General features: G+C 60.5%; 13 protein-coding genes. 7 read left to right on the top strand and 6 right to left on the bottom strand.

Annotation, left to right across the window (positions count from 1 at the left end; genetic code table 11):
* The first annotated feature begins 23 nt into the window (after positions 1 to 23).
* Positions 24 to 2,000, top strand: coding sequence for a HAMP domain-containing methyl-accepting chemotaxis protein (locus ACTG19_RS08875; RefSeq protein ID WP_439988990.1), 1,977 nt, complete (start codon positions 24 to 26; stop codon positions 1,998 to 2,000).
* Between the two features lie 59 nt (positions 2,001 to 2,059).
* Here ACTG19_RS08875 and rfaH read toward each other — a convergent pair whose 3' ends face one another.
* The 4 genes from rfaH to metN all read right to left on the bottom strand — a co-directional run bounded on the left by rfaH (position 2,060) and on the right by metN (position 5,160).
* Positions 2,060 to 2,560: a transcription/translation regulatory transformer protein RfaH gene (rfaH, locus tag ACTG19_RS08870; RefSeq protein WP_216949623.1), complete on the bottom strand. Its 501-nt coding sequence runs from the start codon at positions 2,558 to 2,560 to the stop codon at positions 2,060 to 2,062.
* Positions 2,561 to 2,656: 96 nt separating this feature from the next.
* A complete protein-coding gene (gene metQ, locus ACTG19_RS08865) occupies positions 2,657 to 3,457 on the bottom strand; it encodes a methionine ABC transporter substrate-binding lipoprotein MetQ (protein ID WP_005339072.1) in 801 nt (266 codons plus the stop codon).
* A gap of 25 nt (positions 3,458 to 3,482) precedes the next feature.
* Complete coding sequence (locus tag ACTG19_RS08860; RefSeq protein ID WP_005339070.1) at positions 3,483 to 4,136, bottom strand: methionine ABC transporter permease; 654 nt, start codon at positions 4,134 to 4,136, stop codon at positions 3,483 to 3,485.
* Positions 4,117 to 5,160, bottom strand: coding sequence for a methionine ABC transporter ATP-binding protein MetN (gene metN, locus ACTG19_RS08855; RefSeq protein ID WP_005339067.1), 1,044 nt, complete (start codon positions 5,158 to 5,160; stop codon positions 4,117 to 4,119). Before metN ends, ACTG19_RS08860 begins: the two co-directional genes overlap by 20 nt.
* Before the next feature lie 504 nt (positions 5,161 to 5,664).
* Here metN and ACTG19_RS08850 point away from each other — a divergent pair.
* Complete coding sequence (locus ACTG19_RS08850) at positions 5,665 to 6,120, top strand: hypothetical protein (RefSeq protein ID WP_201938481.1); 456 nt, start codon at positions 5,665 to 5,667, stop codon at positions 6,118 to 6,120.
* Positions 6,121 to 6,224: 104 nt separating this feature from the next.
* On the opposite strand, the gene ppgK is transcribed toward ACTG19_RS08850, so the two are convergent.
* Together ppgK and queG are read right to left on the bottom strand one after the other, a co-directional pair.
* A complete protein-coding gene (ppgK, locus tag ACTG19_RS08845; RefSeq protein ID WP_439988989.1) occupies positions 6,225 to 6,965 on the bottom strand; it encodes a polyphosphate--glucose phosphotransferase in 741 nt (246 codons plus the stop codon).
* 111 nt (positions 6,966 to 7,076) lie between these two features.
* The gene (gene queG, locus ACTG19_RS08840) at positions 7,077 to 8,231 is read right to left on the bottom strand and encodes a tRNA epoxyqueuosine(34) reductase QueG (RefSeq protein WP_439988988.1); all 1,155 of its coding nucleotides are present in this window, start codon (positions 8,229 to 8,231) and stop codon (positions 7,077 to 7,079) included.
* Between the two features lie 60 nt (positions 8,232 to 8,291).
* Here queG and ACTG19_RS08835 point away from each other — a divergent pair, with 60 nt between their 5' ends.
* The 5 genes from ACTG19_RS08835 (at position 8,292) to miaA (ending at position 14,982) form a co-directional block, all read left to right on the top strand.
* A complete protein-coding gene (locus ACTG19_RS08835; protein WP_439988987.1) occupies positions 8,292 to 9,803 on the top strand; it encodes an NAD(P)H-hydrate dehydratase in 1,512 nt (503 codons plus the stop codon).
* A gap of 9 nt (positions 9,804 to 9,812) precedes the next feature.
* Entirely contained in the window at positions 9,813 to 10,286 is a 474-nt protein-coding gene (tsaE, locus tag ACTG19_RS08830; RefSeq protein ID WP_005339056.1) for a tRNA (adenosine(37)-N6)-threonylcarbamoyltransferase complex ATPase subunit type 1 TsaE, read from the top strand.
* A 23-nt stretch (positions 10,287 to 10,309) separates the two neighbouring features.
* A complete protein-coding gene (locus ACTG19_RS08825) occupies positions 10,310 to 11,998 on the top strand; it encodes an N-acetylmuramoyl-L-alanine amidase (protein ID WP_439988986.1) in 1,689 nt (562 codons plus the stop codon).
* Between the two features lie 199 nt (positions 11,999 to 12,197).
* Positions 12,198 to 14,063 carry a DNA mismatch repair endonuclease MutL gene (gene mutL / locus ACTG19_RS08820; protein WP_129504708.1) on the top strand — a complete coding sequence of 622 codons (1,866 nt, stop codon included), beginning with the start codon at positions 12,198 to 12,200 and terminating at the stop codon, positions 14,061 to 14,063.
* A complete protein-coding gene (gene miaA / locus ACTG19_RS08815) occupies positions 14,053 to 14,982 on the top strand; it encodes a tRNA (adenosine(37)-N6)-dimethylallyltransferase MiaA (protein ID WP_164980011.1) in 930 nt (309 codons plus the stop codon). The genes mutL and miaA overlap by 11 nt, the downstream gene beginning before the upstream one ends.
* Positions 14,983 to 15,048: the final 66 nt, after the last annotated feature.

Here is a 15,048-nt window from a genome sequence, read left to right as displayed (position 1 = left end):
CCTCCGTTTGAACAAGGATGTTCATGAAAATCTCAAGCAAGTTGCTGCTCAGCTTCGGTTTTATAAACCTGCTGATCCTGCTCTCCTCCACGCTGGTCTATTACCGGCTGACCCAGATCAATCAGGCCCAACACACCCTGCTGGAGCAGGCGCTGCCCACTCTGCAGCGGGATGAAACGAGCCAGAAGGCGCTGGTTGCCACCGTTTCTGCCTTGCGTGGCTATCTGATCCTCGGCAAGGATCCGGCTCAGGCTTCCCGCCTCAAGCAGGAGTGGGAGTCGGCCTGGCAGGCCATTGCCCATCAGGCCTTCAGTCCGGCGCTCGCCAAGTCTCTCGAGACCTTCAAAAGCCATCAGGAGAAGGTGTGGACCATAGCTCAGAGCGAAGAGAATCTGCCCGCTCACACCCTGATGCTGCAGGAGGCGGGGCCGCTGGCGGAGGCGGCGCTCGATCAGTTGCAATCCTTTGCCAATGAAGAGGTTGGTACTCCGCAGGATCAGCTCTCCGGCGATCGTCGCATGCTGCTCAAGCAGGTGGGAGATGCCTACAACAGCCTCGCCAACGCCCTCTCCGCACTGCGGGATTTTCTCATCTCAGGCGATCCCGAATACCGCAGCAAATATCAGGATTACTACCAGTTTCACCAGCAGCGGGTGGCTGAGGTTAAACAGCAAGTTGCGCTCTTTACCGACACCCAGCAGAGCCTCTGGCAGCTGTTTGAAGAGATGGCGACCCCTTTCTCCGAGCTGGTGGGGCAGGTGATCGAGAAGCGCCAGGCGCCGGATTGGGATCAGGCAAACTACCTGATGGCCACCGACATCGAGCCGATGCAGTCCAGCCTCAGCGAGCAGCTGGTCCAGCAGGTGGGGAAAACCCGCGCCGAGGTGGATCAGATTTCGGCGCAGATGACCCGCGCCGGGAGGGCCATCAACCAGACACTGCTGTTGGCTACCGGCAGCGCCATCGTGCTTGGCATGGTGGTCGCATGGCTCTTTAGTCGCCGTCTGACCCGTGACATTGCCTGTCTGGTGAACCGGGCGGGGCAGGTTGCGGATGGTCGGCTGGCGGCCGAGCCCTTGCCAATCACAGGGCAGGATGAGTTGGGAGAATTGACTGGTTCCATCAACCGGATGTCTGCCCAGTTACATCATCTGGTCGGGGAGTTGCAGGGGGCTGTGGGGCAGGTCGAGGTGGCCTGTCTCGATGTGGGCAGCACCACCAGAGCCATAGTGGCGGATCTGACGGAGCAGGATCAGCGGGTCGATGCGGTGGCGGCGGCTATCGATCAGATGTCGGTGAGTGCTCGTGATGTGGCAGGCAACATTGCCGGTGTGGCGGATGGAGCCCATCAGGTGCGGCAGCAGACCCGTCAGGGAGAGGCCGCGCTGGCACGAATGAGCGATACCATGCAGCAGATTGCCGCCATGATTGGACAGGCCAACGAAGCCATGGGGCTGTTGGAGCATCAGAGTGAACAGGTGGGGCAGATCACCGAGGTGATCGCCACCATTGCGGAGCAGACCAACCTGCTGGCTCTCAATGCGGCGATCGAGGCGGCACGGGCAGGCGAGCAGGGGCGCGGTTTTGCGGTGGTGGCCGACGAGGTGCGCCAGCTGGCGACCCGCACCCATCAATCCACCGCCGAGATCAGCCAGACTATTGCGGCCATCTCCCAGCAGACTCGCCAGACGGTGAGCACCGTCAGCAGCGGCACCCGGTTGGTAGAGCAAGGGCGGGATGCCGTTGGATTGGTGACCGATACCCTGAGTGCCATGAACCAGCTGGTGCAGTCGCTGTCGGGCCAGCTGGAGGCCATTTCGGTGGCAACCGAGCAGCAGTCGCGGGTGGCCGCCGAGGTATCCGGGACGGTCGACGACATTGCCGGGCTCAGTCGGCAATCCTGTCAGCGTAGTCAGCAGGGGGAGGAGATCGTAGCCAGACTGGCTGGCGATACCGGCAAGCTGAAGGCGGTCATCGCCCGCTTTGATCTTGATGCCTGAGATGGCGGGAGCATCCCGCCATTGCTATTGCCATTCACCGGGCCGTCTGGCCCGTGGGTTTAGTCCAGACGTCGGAAGGTGTGGTTGTCGAAGCTGCTGGTTGTCTCCCGGTTGAGCAGGCTGACCAGCAAAATCGCCCGTTTCTCTCCATCCGGCTCCATATAGATGGCTTCGAAGCCGGCAAGCGGCCCCTCTTCAATCAGCACCTTGTCGCCCGAGCAGGGCAGGCAGGCGTAGCTGGCTCTCGCCTCGTCGCTGTCATCGCGGCTCATCAGCTGATAGACCAGCTTGCTGCTGATGGGGGTCCATTCACTGCCAAAGTGGATGATCCGGCTGATGCCGCGGGTCGATTTCAGGGTGACCGGTGTCACCTCTTCCAGATCGACAAAGATAAACAGGTAGTTGGGGAACATGGGTTCCCGTACCGGAACTCGCTTGCCCCGGCGCAGCTTCTCGATCTCCACCATGGGGTAATAGGATTCGATACCCTGGGCATCGAGGTGGGCGCGGGCGCGGGCCTCTTCTTTTGGCTTGCAGTAGGCCAGATACCATTTTTTCATGTTATGAGTATGTTCGTGTTGCCGTGCTCGCGGATATGATAGCGGCGCCAATAAAAAAGGCCACGCATTGCGTGGCCTTTTTTGCCGAGTGAGCAATTACCAACCTTTTACCAGGCCGCCTTTGAACAGCTCCAACCCTTTCTTATAGACATCATCAGTCTGGAAAGCTTGTACGAACTGTTTGACCTTCTCGTCATCCTTGTTGTTGTCGCGGGCGACGATCAGGTTGACGTACGGGGACTCTTTGTCTTCAACAAACAGGCCGTTTTCGGTCGGGGTCAGACCAATCTGACCGGCGAAGGTGTTGTTGATGATAGCGAGATCCACATCTTCCAGCGAGCGCGGCAGCTGGGCTGCTTCCAGCTCGACAATCTTGAAGTTGCGCGGGTTGCTGGCGATATCCAGCACGGTGGCTTCCAGACCGGCGCCATCCTTCAGGGTGATCAGACCCTGTTTGGCCAGCAGGATCAGCGAGCGACCCAGGTTGGTCGGATCGTTCGGTACCGCGATCTGGGCGCCATCTTGCAGTTCGCTCAGCGCCTTGATCTTCTTGGAGTAACCGGCAATCGGGTAGACGAAGGTGTTGCCAACCGGCACCAGCTTGAAGCCGCGATCACGCACCTGCGCATCCAGATAGGGTTTGTGCTGGAAAGCGTTGACGTCGATGCTGCCATCGTTCAGCGCCACGTTCGGGGTGACGTAGTCGGAGAAGTTGACCACCTCGACGGTCAGACCGTATTTCTCTTTGGCTACCTTGGCAGCCACTTCAACCAGTTCGGTCTCCGGGCCGGCAATAGCGCCCACTTTCAGAACCTTGCTCTCTTCTTTTTGACCGCAACCGGCCAGAACCAGACCAGCCAGCAGGGCAGCCGCAACGGATTTGATGCCAAATTTCATAAAACCTCCTGTCAGAAATCGACGATTAACGATGATCACATTTGTTGACCAGGCGCTCACCCGCGCTCTGGATAAGTTGAACCAGTACTACCAGGATAACCACGGTCACCAGCATGACGGTCGGGTCAAAGCGCTGATAACCATAACGAATACCCACATCCCCCAGACCACCGCCACCGATGGCCCCGGCCATGGCCGAGTAGTTCACCAGAGTGACGAGGGTAATGGTGACACTGTTGAGGATGCCGGGCAGAGCCTCTGGCAGCAGCACCTTGGTGATAATTTGCAGCGGCTTGGCGCCCATCGCCTTGGCCGCTTCCAGCAGGCCGTCCGGCACTTCCATCAGGGCCCCTTCCACCAGACGGGCGATGAATGGGATGCAGCCGACAGTCAGCGGCACGATGGCAGCGATGGTGCCGATACTGGTGCCGACAATCAGCCGGGTCAGCGGAATGATGGCGACCAGCAGGATGATAAAGGGCACTGAGCGACCCACGTTGACCACCATGCCCAGGGTGCGGTTGAGCAGTGGGTTGGCCAGGATCTGGCCAGCTTTGGTCACATGCAGCGCCACGCCGAGCGGCAGACCCAGCAGGCAGCCAAACAGGGCGGAGGCAAACACCATGATCAGGGTGTCGCCCAGGGCCGTGATGAGTAGATTAATCATGGCTTCGGACATAACCCATTACCTCCAGCTGAATGTGGTTGTCGATAAGGAACTGCTGGGTCGCCTCGCACTGGGCTTCATCCCCGAACAGCTCGGCCAGCAGGAAACCGAATTTGACGCCTCCGGCGTATTCGATGTCTGCGCTCAGAATGCTGATGTCGATATTGAAACGGCGGCTCGCCTCGGAGATCAGCGGCGTATCGACCGTGCTGCCGGTAAAGCCAAGCTTCACCAGCGGGTAGCTGCCCGGCACCCGCTCGCTGCTCATCCGATCCTGATACTCCTGCGGTACCTCCAGATGGATGGTGGAGTGGATGAAGTCACGGGCCAGCTGGGTCTTGGCGTTGCTGAAGAACCAGGCCACTTCGCCCTGTTCGATCAGGCGGCCATCGCTGATGATGGCCACTTCGTCACAAATCCCCTTCACCACATCCATCTCGTGGGTGATGAGCAGGATGGTGAGCCCCAGCTTGACGTTGATCTCCTTGAGCAGGGTCAGGATCGAGCGGGTGGTCTGCGGGTCGAGGGCCGAGGTGGCCTCGTCACAGAGCAATACCTTGGGGGCCGGTGCCAGTGCGCGGGCAATGGCGACGCGCTGCTTCTGACCGCCGGAAAGCTCGGACGGATAGGCCTGGGCACGGGCTTCCAGCCCGACCAGCGCCAGCAGCTCGGCAACCCGTTGCTGGATCTTTTCTTTGCTCCAGCCTGCCAGCTCCAGCGGAAAGGCGATGTTGGCAAACACGGTGCGGGAGGCAAGCAGGTTGAAGTGCTGGAAGATCATCCCGATCTGGCGGCGAGCCTGGGTCAGATCCCGTTCGCTCAGAGCGACCAGATCCTGGCCATCAACGATAACTTGACCCTCTGTCGGGCGCTCCAGCAGGTTGACACAACGAATGAGGGTACTCTTGCCGGCACCGGAGGCACCGATCACCCCGAAAATTTTGCCTTGGGGTACATGCAGACTCACATCACGCAGGGCGTGCACGGCGTCACTGCCTGTACCGTAGACTTTGTTGAGACCGATCAACTTAATCATGGATTCTTCCGTGCTAACAGCCTTAAAGCACAGGGCGCTACAGGCGGGGAAATTGGGCAGAGGTTCCACTGGGTTACTCTGTCATCATGGAGGATGATGCTAAGATGTCTGGATGGCCATGTCAACGCATGTTTTTACGTCTAGACGTCTAAAAAAGTGATAAGGATTTCTGTCAGGCGGATAACGATCAGGATGGTATTGTTGCTCTTCCAGATCCTGTTTCGTCCCTACGGGATATGACCGAATTAAAGATGGTTTATATCGGGTATATGATGGTTTTATTAGTGTGCCAGCCCGTTTCTGTTCACATCTGCTGTCGAGCTAATGCTCCTCCATCGTTACACAAATTGCTGCACAAAGCGTTCCCTATTCTCGACCGGATCACCTGACCGTCACTTTGTCGGCGTCAACCTTGATGCAGCGCAAGGGGGGCTCGGATAGGGATTGGGTCGGTGGCGCCGGTTTTTTATACTGATGTTGTCGACAAACATGGAGGGCAGTGCGATGAGATTCCAACAGATCAAAGAGTTGCTGCACTATCTTGAGCAGGTTCACCACCAGCTCGGACTCTGTTACGGGCGTTTGACCAGTCAGGTGGACAGCGAACGCAGCCGGATGTTGCTGGTCTATCTGCAAGGGCGTGAGGATGCGGCCAGTGCCCATCTGCACGAATATACCGCTCAGCTGGGAGATGCGGTCAGGGAGACCTGGCTGAACCAGAGTTTCAGCGAGGATATGCTGCCTGCCATTACCCGCTTCGAGCTGCCGGCATCAGTCCAGACTCAGGATATCGTCACTCAGGTATGCCGCTGGGAAGAGCAGCTGGTGGGCGAACTGAGTCATCTGGCCCGGGAGTGCCCGACACCGGCCACCACCGCTTTGCTCGAGAATCTGGCCGGGCTGGAGCAGACCCGCCTGACCCGACTGGTGCACGGAGTGCACCGACTCGACGACATGTAGCGGGTGATAAGCGCCAAACTCGCAAGATGACGGCCAAACAAAAGGGCCCGGCAGCAGTGTCGGGCCCTTTCAATTGGTATCTGCTGACTTGCCGTGAGCGTCGGTCAGCCCTGCTGCTCGGCCGCGTAGAGGGCGGCCCCGATAATGCCCGCCTGATTGAGGCTGGCCGCCGGAATAAGCGGCGCCCGGGTCTCGATGCGATCGACAAACTTATCCAGCTTGGCTGCGCTGCCGCCCCCCAGAATGAAGAGGTCGGGGGAGAAGAGAAACTCGAGGCGCGCCAGATACTTGTTGAAACGCTTGCCCCAGCGGTTCCAGGAGAGATCTTCCCGTTTGCGCGCCGCATCGGAGCAGTAGTGCTCGGCGATCATTCCTTCCAGCATCAGATGGCCCAGCTCGGTGTTGGGTAGCAGATGGCCGTTGACGAAGATGGCGGTGCCGATGCCGGTACCGACCGTGATGAGGATGATGACCCCCTTGCGATCCTTGCCAGCACCAAAGCGCATCTCGGCCAGACCGGCGGCATCGGCATCGTTCAGCACATAGCAGGGCTTGCCGGTGACATCGGCAAACAGATGCTCGGCATCGGTTTCGATCCAGCTCTTGTCGATGTTGGCGGCACTCTTGGCAACCCCGTTGTGGATGGTGGCGGGAAAGCCGCAACCCACCGGTCCTTTCCAGTCGAAATGTTCGACCAGCGCCTTGAGGGTATGGGCGATGGCGGCCGGGGTGGCCGGTTGCGGTGTGGCAATGCGATGGCGCTCGCCAATCAATTCGCCGGTTTTGGTATCCACCAGACAGCCCTTGATCCCTGAGCCTCCAATATCCACTCCCAACATATGCATCTGTGTTGTCCTTGTTGTGTGCCGAGCAGTTTGCAGTGACCACGCTGTTATGGGCACTGCAGGTCGGCAGAGCATGAAAAAAGTGCTGCAATCCGGCAAGGGGCAGATCACTTATGCGTGATCCGACAGACCTTTTTCGATGCAGCGGATCAGCAAACGGGTCTTCTTGTTCTCTTCATCCTGACGCCGGGCAAGGGTGGCCAGCGCCCATTCGATATGTTCGGCCACCATGGGTTCGGCGGTGGTCAGCCCCAGTTGCAGGGCCGCGATCACCTCGGGGGTCGCCGGGCCATTGCCAAGGGCGACCGCCAGATTGCGGCGCCAGCGCTGGTAACCGATGCGGCGGATCGGGCTCCCCTCGGTCTGTTTGAGGAAATCGCTCTCGCTCCAGCACCACAGCGTCAGCAGGGGGGGGCGGTGCAGACTGGGGCGCGGGCTGAAGTCGGGTTCCGGGCTGGCATCGGCGTAGCGATTCCAGGGGCAGATAAGCTGGCAGTCGTCGCAGCCGTAGATGCGGTTGCCCATCAGGGGCCTGAACTCTTCCGGAATAGGGCCGTCATTCTCGATGGTGAGATAGGAGATGCAGCGGCGGCCATCTACTACATAGGGGGCGACAATGGCGCCGGTCGGGCAGATGTTGATGCAGGCGACACACTTGCCGCACTGCTCCTTCTCCACTGGCTGGTCGAGCGGCAGCGGCAGGTTGAGCAACAGCTCACCGAGAAAGAAGAAGGAGCCGGCCGATTCGTTGAGCAGCAGTGAGTGTTTGCCAACCCAGCCGAGGCCCGCCTTGGCTGCCAGCGGCCGCTCGAGGATGGGGGCGGAGTCAACGAAGGGGCGCCACTCACCCAAGGTATCTTCGGTGCCTTGAAACAGCTCGGCGCAGCGCGCTTCGATGCGATCACCCAGCTGTTTGAGCCGGTTGCGCAGCACCTTGTGGTAGTCGCGACCGAGAGCATAGCGGCTGATATAGCCGAGGGTCGGATCGCGCAGGGTGGCGGCAAAACCCGCCTCGAACGGCAGGTAGTTCATCCGCACCGACAACACCCGCACCGTGCCCGGCAGCAGCTCGTGGGCGCGCGCGCGCATCATGCCGTGGCGCGCCATGTAATCCATGCTGCCGTGATAGCCCGCATCCAGCCAGGCCTGCAATCTCGGCTCTTCGATACGCAGATCAGTGTCGGTGATGCCCGCCTGGTCAAATCCTAGCTCCCGTGCCCAGAGCTTGATATCGTGGGCCAGCTGGTGGAAGTCAGGAGCGCTCATGCGGCTTGGCCTGGCTGGCGTTTGCTGGCGTGGGTCGATTGATAAGAGGCGGGAGCCGTCATGGTAGAGATCATCAGGGGCGCGTTGGGCACAAAAGAGGGGGGCAGTTTACCACAGGGGCTGTGGCAGACTGAACAGATCCGCGCACTGGAGCTCAACTGGGCCGCGCGTGAGGGGCAACCTCTCTATGCCCTGATGGAGCGAGCAGGTGCTGCGTTGCGCACCTATGCCACCCTGCATTGGCCCGACAGTCGCTGCTGGTGGATCTTCGTCGGCCCCGGTAATAACGGCGGTGATGGCTATGTGCTGGCCCGCCTTGCCCGCCAGATTGGCATCGAGGTGGTGGTGATTGCCGCCAGAGCACCCGACCAACTGAAGGGGGATGCCAGACGGGCCGCCGATGAGTGGCTGGCGGCCGGTGGCCGGGTCTGGCTGGCCGAGCAGTTTGATGGGGACCTGCACTCCACCCCGGATCTGGTGGTCGATGCCCTGCTTGGCACCGGCGTCAACATGCCCCTCTCGCCACTACTGACAAAGATCGTCGCAACAATCAATGGCTTGGCTGTGCCCGTGCTGGCGGTGGATCTCCCCTCCGGCCTCAACGGCGATACCGGCCGTGCCATGGGGGCTGTGGTGCAGGCCACTCGCACCCTCACCTTTATCGGTATCAAGCAGGGGATGCTCACCGGCGACGGGGTGGATTGTGTCGGCCAGCTCGACTGTGATCCCCTTGGCGTGACGCCTGATGACACAATGCTGCCCGCCGCCTGGCGTATCGATTATCCACTGCTCAGCACGCAGTTGACCCCGCGCCCGCGCGCTTCCCACAAGGGCTCTTATGGCAAGGTACTGCTGGTGGGGGGCAATCGCGGCATGCAGGGGGCCATCGTGCTGGCGGCTCGCGCCTGCCTGCGGGCGGGGGCCGGGCTGGTGCGGGTGTGTCAGCATCCGGAGCATCCACCGGTCAGCCTCTATCAACCCGAACTGATGAGTCTCACTACCGCTGATGACGAGGGGTGGGCGTCGGTGCGGGTCATTGGCCCCGGGCTCGGTCAGGATGAGTGGGGAAGCGCGCAAATCGCCCGTTATCTCACCGACCGGCTGCCACTGGTTTTGGACGCCGATGGATTGAATTGGCTGGCGCAATCTCCCCGCCATCAGGATAATTGGGTGCTCACGCCCCATCCCGGCGAAGCTGCGCGCCTGCTGGGATGCTCCATTGCCGAGATTGAAACCGATCGGTTTGCCGCCGTGCAGGCGCTGCAGCGGCGTTATGGCGGTGTGGTGTTGTTAAAAGGGGCGGGAACACTTATTTATGACGGCGAGCGGGTAGCTCTCTGTTGTGAAGGCAATCCCGGCATGGCAAGTGGCGGCATGGGCGATCTGTTATCTGGTATAATCGCCGCCCTTTTGGCCCAGGGCTGGTCTGCCACCATGGCAAGCTGGCTGGGCGCCGTGATCCACGGCGAGGCTGCAGATCAGGCCGCCGCTGACGGCGAACGGGGCATGCTGGCGTCAGATCTGCTGCCGCTGATCCGCAAACTGGTTAATCCCGACACCATTACAAGTTAAAAGAAGAACATGGCAAAACAGTTGATGATGACACTGCCGGACGAGGCAGCAACCGTGGCACTGGGTGGCCGTCTGGCACAGGCCTGCCAGCAGGCGACCACAGTGTTTTTGCATGGCACGCTTGGCGCCGGTAAAACCACCCTGACCCGCGGCTGGGTGCAGGGCCTTGGCCATCAGGGCAAGGTAAAAAGCCCGACTTACACCTTGGTCGAACCCTATGAACTCGATGGCTGGCAGGTCTACCATTTCGATCTCTATCGCCTGGCAGATCCGGAAGAGCTGGAATTCATGGGCATTCGGGACTATTTTGCCGCCAACACTCTCTGTCTGGTGGAGTGGTCCGAGAAGGGCGAGGGCTGGTTACCGGCTCCCGACCTGGAAATTACCCTCACTTATGTAGGCGAGCAGCGCGAGGTTCTGATAGAGGCTCGCACTGCTATTGGCGAAGCCATTCTGGAACGGTTGTCATCTACGTGCGCTTGATCCTTGTTATTGCTCTCTCTTTGATGGCGTTACCCTCTTGGGCGAATCAGCTCAAGAGCGTACGAATCTGGCCATCACCGGATAACACCCGGGTGGTGCTCGATATGAGCAGCGCCCCCAATTACAACTACTTCACCCTCACCGGCCCGGATCGGCTGGTAATCGATCTGAAAGGGGCGAGCAACGCCGCCAATCTGGCCCGGATCGAGAACAACAGCGAACTGGTGCGCAAGATCCGCCAGAGTACACCGCTGGAGAAGGGGGGTCTGCGACTGGTGATGGATCTCAGCTCCGCCATCAAGCCGGTGGTCTTTCCGTTAGCGCCAGCCGGACCCTATGGCCACCGTCTGGTCATCGACCTTCCTTATGAAGAGAAGCGCTCGGCGGCTGCGGTGCAATCCACGCCTGTTGGTGGCAAGGGCAAAGGGGTGGTGATTGCCATCGACCCGGGCCACGGCGGGGAAGACCCGGGCTCCATCGGCCCGCGCCGCACCTACGAGAAGCGGGTCACGCTGGCGGTCTCCCAGAAGCTGGCGGCACTGATCGACCGTGAGCCGGGGATGCGCGCCGTGCTGACCCGTCGTGGCGACTATTTCGTCGACCTCAACAAGCGTTCCGAGATTGCCCGCAAGGCGAAGGCGGATCTGCTGGTCTCTATCCATGCAGACAGTTTTCATAACTCGACCCCGCGCGGTGCCTCGGTCTGGGTCTTGTCGACCAACCGTGCCAACCGCGAGATGGGCAGCTGGCTGGAGAAGCAGGAGAAGCAGGGCGAGCTGCTGGGCGGTGTCGGCAAGGTGTTGGCGGAATCCGATCCCAACCCCTATCTGGCACAGACCTTCCTCGACCTCTCCATGGACAAGTCCCGTGCCGAAGGATATGACGTCAGCCGCCAGATCCTGCGCTCCATGGGCAAGGTCGCCCGACTGCACAAGAAGGCGCCGGAACACGCCAGTCTGGCGGTGCTGAAGGCGCCGGATATTCCATCCGTGCTGGTCGAAACCGGCTTTATCTCCAACCATGCGGAAGAGAAGCTGCTGGCTACCGCCAGCTATCAGGACCAGCTGGCCCGCGCCATCTTCGAGGGGATCCGCAACTACTACCGCGCCCACCCGACCAAGGGGGCCATGCTGACCGGCAAAGGGCAGGTGAGCCAACCTGCCGCTACTCGCCCCGCACCGGTAGCCCGGCAGCCGGTGAGCCAGCCCAGGCAGACACAGTCGCAGTCGGTAGTGACCAACAAGATGCCCGCCACCGCCCGTGACGGCGGTGCTGGGAGCGGCTCTGGCGCCGGGGTGATCAAGCCTTACTCGGCGGCAGCGCAGGAGAGCGGTGCACCGGTCAGCAGTGTGGGCGACTATGACAAATCGCGGATGCTCCGCCATGTGGTCAAACGGGGTGAGAGCCTCTCTCGCCTTGCCGAGAAGCATGGAGTGAGTCAGTCCACTCTGGTGGAGATCAACCAGCTGCGCAGCCGGGATATTCAGATTGGTCAGACTATCTATATCCCTCAGCAGGGGCAGAGCCGCGCTGCTGCCCCCGTTCGCAGTGACGACAAGTCGCAGATGATCCGCCATGTGGTCAAGCGGGGCGAGAGCCTCTCCCGCCTTGCCGAGAAACATGGGGTGAGTCAGGCACGGCTGGTAGAGATCAACAAGCTCAAGTCGCGGAATATTCAGGTAGGGCAGGTGCTCTACATTCCGCAAAACTGACGCGCGGGATTGGGCGATGCCACTCCCGTTGTTAGCGAATACCATCAGCAAGATTGAAATTCAGGAGTAAGTGATGCCGATCCGTATATTACCCCCGATTCTGGCCAACCAGATTCCGGTTGGTGGAGAGGTGGTGGAGCGGCCCTCCTGGAGCCTTAAGAGACTGACCATCCGCAAGATAGAAATTCAGGAGTAAATGATGCCGATCCGTATTTTGCCACCCATTCTGGCCAACCAGATTGCAGCCGGAGAGGTGGTGGAGCGGCCCTCTTCTGTGGTGAAAGAGCTGGTGGAAAACAGCTTGGATGCGGGGGCCGACCGGGTCGAGATCGACATCGACAAGGGGGGCGCCAAGCTGATCCGCATCCGTGACAACGGCTGTGGCGTCGCCAAAGACGAGCTGGTGCTGGCGCTGTCGCGTCATGCGACCTCCAAGGTGGCCACGCTGGACGATCTGGAAGGGATCAACAGCCTCGGTTTTCGTGGTGAGGCGCTCGCCTCTATCAGCTCGGTTTCCCGTCTCACCTTCACCTCCCGCACCGCCGAGCAGTCCGAAGCCTGGCAAGCCCAGGCGGAAGGGCGCGAAATGAGCGTCACTATCAAGCCGGCGGCACATCCGGTGGGCACCACGGTGGAGGTGGTGGATCTCTTCTTCAATACCCCGGCGCGGCGCAAGTTCATGCGCAGCGAAAAGACCGAGTTTGCCCATATCGACGAGCTGGTGCGCCGCATTGCGCTCTCCCGCTTCGATGCCACCCTGATCCTGCGCCACAATGGCAAGGTGGTGCGCCAGTACAAGGCCGCCAATACCGTGCCGGAGCAGGAGCGACGTCTCGCCGCCGTTTGCGGCACTCCCTTCATGCACCATGCGCTGGCGGTGGAGAGCGAGCATAGCGACGTGCGGTTGTGGGGCTGGTTGGCGACTCCGGAGGGGGCAAGACCGCAAAACGATCTGCAATACACCTATGTCAACGGCCGGATGATGCGCGACAAGCTCATCAACCACGCCATTCGTCAGGCCTATGACGAGTTGTTGCCTCCCGACCGCTTCGCCGCCTATGTGCTCTATATCGAGCTGGATCCCCGTCAGGTGGATGTCAACGTCCACCCGGCCAAGCATGAGGTACGCTTCCATCAGGCGCGACTGATCCACGACTTTATCTTTCAGGCGCTGTTTACTGCGCTGCGCCGCGAAGGCGTCAGTGCCGCTCATCAGGATGCCCCGCTGGCCGAAACTCTGGTCGAGCTGCCGGTCAGTCTGCAGATTGAATATCCCGGTCAGGCGCCACGTCCCGAATGGTACGGTGCCGAGCACAGCTACCGGGCACCTGCACAGGTGCGGGAGGGGGGCGGTGGGGCTGGCCGAGCCAGCAATTATCAACCGCCCGAGCCCCCAAGCCGGGAGGCGATGCGCGGCATGGGCGCTCTGCTAACTACGCTGCCTATCGAAGCTGAGGCTGCTCCTGTGCAGCCCACTGATCCAGTGCCGTCACCCAAACAGGGGGGATGTCGCGCCCTGACACTGGTGGAGCAGGCTTACCTGTTGATCGAGCGGGATAATCAGCTGGCGCTGCTCTCGCTGGTACGCGCCGAGCGGGTGCTGCTGCGCCACTGGCTGCTGGAGACCTGGGGTCAGGGGCTGGCGGCCCAGCCACTGTTGCTGCCGGTCTCCTTCAAATTGCCGAAAAATTTGATCGCGCTGGTGACCGAGCAGGAGCGTTTGCTGAAACGGATGGGGCTGGAGTTGAAAAGCGGGGGGCGTGACACCATGATCCTGACTCGGGTGCCGGCTCTGCTGCGCCAGACCGATCTGGTTCGTCTGTTACCCGAATTGCTGCAAATTATCGAGGGCGGATCTGACAGTGATGCTGGTCAGCAGGCTGAAGTATTATGCCAATGGCTGGTGGAGCAGGGGATAAGCCGCGAGAAGATATACGATTTTTCAACTGCCAGTCGTCTGCTGACGGAACTTGTGACCGATTTCAGTGACCAACTGGCAGACATTCGCATGGTGCGCCCTCTTTCGCTGGCGACCGTGCTGGAGGAGTTTGAACATGGCGAGTGACTTGCCGACCGCAATTTTTCTGATGGGGCCGACGGCCTCCGGCAAGACGGATCTCGCCATTGAACTGTGCCAGGCATTGCCTTGCGACATCATCAGCGTCGATTCTGCGCTGATCTATCGCGGCATGGATATAGGTACGGCCAAGCCGACCGCCGATGAACTGGCACGTGCCCCGCACCGGCTGATCGATATTCTTGATCCCGCTGTGAGTTATTCGGCAGCCGATTTTTGCAAGGATGCCCTGCGGGAGATGAAAGAGATCGCCGGCCGCGGCCGCATTCCGCTGCTGGTGGGCGGCACAATGCTCTATTTCAAGGCGCTGCTGGAGGGATTGTCCCCGCTGCCCTCTGCCGATCCCGCCATTCGTGCCGGGATTGAGGAAGAGGCTGCCCGCCTCGGTTGGCAGGCGCTGCACGATGAGCTGGTGCGCATCGACCCGGTGGCCGGTGCGCGGATCCACCCCAATGACCCGCAACGACTCTCCCGGGCGCTGGAGGTCTACCGCATCAGCGGCAAGACCCTTACCGAGCTGACGCAGGTGCAGGGGGAGGGCTTGCCCTATCGGGTGCAGCAGTTTGCCATCGCCCCGAGCGATCGCGCCGTGCTGCATCAGCGGATCGAACAACGCTTTGACAAGATGCTGCAAGGCGGCTTTGAACAGGAGGTTCGTGCGCTGATGGCGCGCGGCGATCTGCACCCGGATCTCCCCTCCATTCGCTGTGTGGGTTATCGCCAAATGTGGGACTACCTGTGCGGTGAAGTGGGGTATGATGAGATGCGTTATCGTGGCATTGTTGCCACACGCCAATTGGCAAAACGACAGATGACCTGGTTGCGCGGCTGGCCCGATGTGACCTGGTTGGAATCTGGTGAGTCTGGCAATCTCGACCGCGTGCTTGCTCGCGCTGGTGCGGCTTGACACTCCCTGTATAATCAGGTTGTTATATTGATATTCGGTGTTTAAAAACAACAAACTATAAGGAAA

Origin of the sequence: Aeromonas sp. 3P, assembly GCF_051919745.1 — a bacterium.
Classification (GTDB): Bacteria; Pseudomonadota; Gammaproteobacteria; order Enterobacterales; family Aeromonadaceae; genus Aeromonas; species Aeromonas veronii.
This window is presented reverse-complemented; position numbering and strand designations above follow the sequence as displayed.